The organism is Streptomyces sennicomposti (assembly GCF_019890635.1).
GTDB classification, from domain to species: Bacteria; Actinomycetota; Actinomycetes; order Streptomycetales; family Streptomycetaceae; genus Streptomyces; species Streptomyces sennicomposti.
This window is the reverse complement of sequence record NZ_JAIOAB010000130.1, coordinates 1-1626: the sequence shown is the minus strand read 5'-3', so window position 1 is coordinate 1626 and position 1626 is coordinate 1. Positions and strand designations below refer to the sequence as shown.

Annotated in this window: 1 protein-coding gene; it reads right to left on the bottom strand. The window is 67.5% G+C overall.

Features of this window, described 5'->3' with window-relative positions; all coding sequences use genetic code 11:
• Positions 1 to 56: 56 nt before the first annotated feature.
• Positions 57 to 1622 carry an acyl-CoA carboxylase subunit beta gene (locus K7787_RS31360; RefSeq protein ID WP_223003707.1) on the bottom strand — a complete coding sequence of 522 codons (1566 nt, stop codon included), beginning with the start codon at positions 1620 to 1622 and terminating at the stop codon, positions 57 to 59.
• Positions 1623 to 1626 lie beyond the last annotated feature (4 nt).

Below are 1626 nucleotides of genomic sequence, written 5' to 3'. Positions count from 1 at the left end.
TCCTCGGGGGTGGGGTTGCCTCGTACGACCTTGATGGTCATGTCCGCTCCCTGGGGCTAGAGGGGGATGTTGCCGTGCTTCTTCGGGGGGAGGGTTTCCCGTTTGGTGCGTAGTTGACGCAGGCCGCGGACGATGTGGGTGCGGGTGTCGGAGGGCATGACGACGGCGTCGATGTAGCCGCGTTCGGCGGCGACGTAGGGGTTGAGGAGGGCGTCCTCGTACTCGCGGATGAGGCGTGCGCGGACGGTTTCGGTGTCGTCGGCGTCGGCGATGGTGCGGCGGTGGAGGATGTTGACGGCGCCCTGGGCGCCCATGACGGCGATCTGGGCGGTGGGCCAGGCGAGGTTGAGGTCGGCGCCGAGGTGTTTGGAGCCCATGACGTCGTAGGCGCCGCCGAAGGCTTTGCGGGTGATGACGGTGATGAGGGGGACGGTGGCTTCGGCGTAGGCGTAGATGAGTTTGGCGCCGCGGCGGATGATGCCGTCGTGTTCCTGGTCGACGCCGGGCAGGAAGCCGGGGACGTCGACGAAGGTGAGGACGGGGATGTTGAAGGCGTCGCAGGTGCGGACGAAGCGGGCGGCTTTTTCGCTGGCGGTGATGTCGAGGCAGCCGGCGAACTGGAGGGGCTGGTTGGCGACGACGCCGACGGGGTGGCCCTCGACGCGGCCGAAGCCGGTGAGGATGTTGGGGGCGAACAGGGCCTGGGTCTCGAAGAACTCGGCGTCGTCCAGGACGTGTTCGATCACCGTGTGCATGTCGTAGGGCTGGTTCGCCGAGTCGGGGACGAGGGTGTCCAGTTCGCGGTCCTCGTCGGTGACGGCCAGGTCGGCTTCGTCGGGGAAGGCGGGGGGTTCGGAGAGGTTGTTGGACGGGAGGTAGGACAGGAGCTGTTTGACGTAGTCGATGGCGTCTTTTTCGTCGCCGGCCATGTGGTGGGCGACGCCGGAGGTGCTGTTGTGGGTGCGGGCGCCGCCGAGTTCTTCGAAGCCGACGTCTTCGCCGGTGACGGTCTTGATGACGTCGGGGCCGGTGATGAACATGTGGCTGGTCCGGTCGACCATGATCGTGAAGTCGGTGATGGCGGGGGAGTAGACGGCGCCGCCGGCGCAGGGTCCGACGACGAGGCTGATCTGGGGGATGACGCCGGAGGCGTGGGTGTTGCGGCGGAAGATCTCGCCGTAGGCGCCGAGTGAGGCGACGCCTTCCTGGATGCGGGCGCCGCCGGAGTCGTTGATGCCGATGATCGGGCAGCCGGTTTTGAGGGCGAAGTCCATGACTTTGACGATCTTCTGGCCGTAGACCTCGCCGAGGGCTCCGCCGAAGACGGTGAAGTCCTGGGAGAAGACGGCGACGGGGCGGCCGTCGACGGTGCCGTAGCCGGTGACGACGCCGTCGCCGTAGGGGCGGTTGGCGTCGAGGCCGAAGTTGGTGGAGCGGTGGCGGGCGAACTCGTCGAGTTCGACGAAGGAGTCCTCGTCCAGGAGGAGTTCGATGCGTTCACGGGCCGTCAGCTTGCCCTTGGCGTGCTGCTTGTCGACGGCGCGTTCCGAGCCGGCGTGCGTCGCTTCCTGGATGCGCCGCTGAAGATCCGCGAGTTTCCCCGCGGTGGTGTGGAGGTCGATCTCG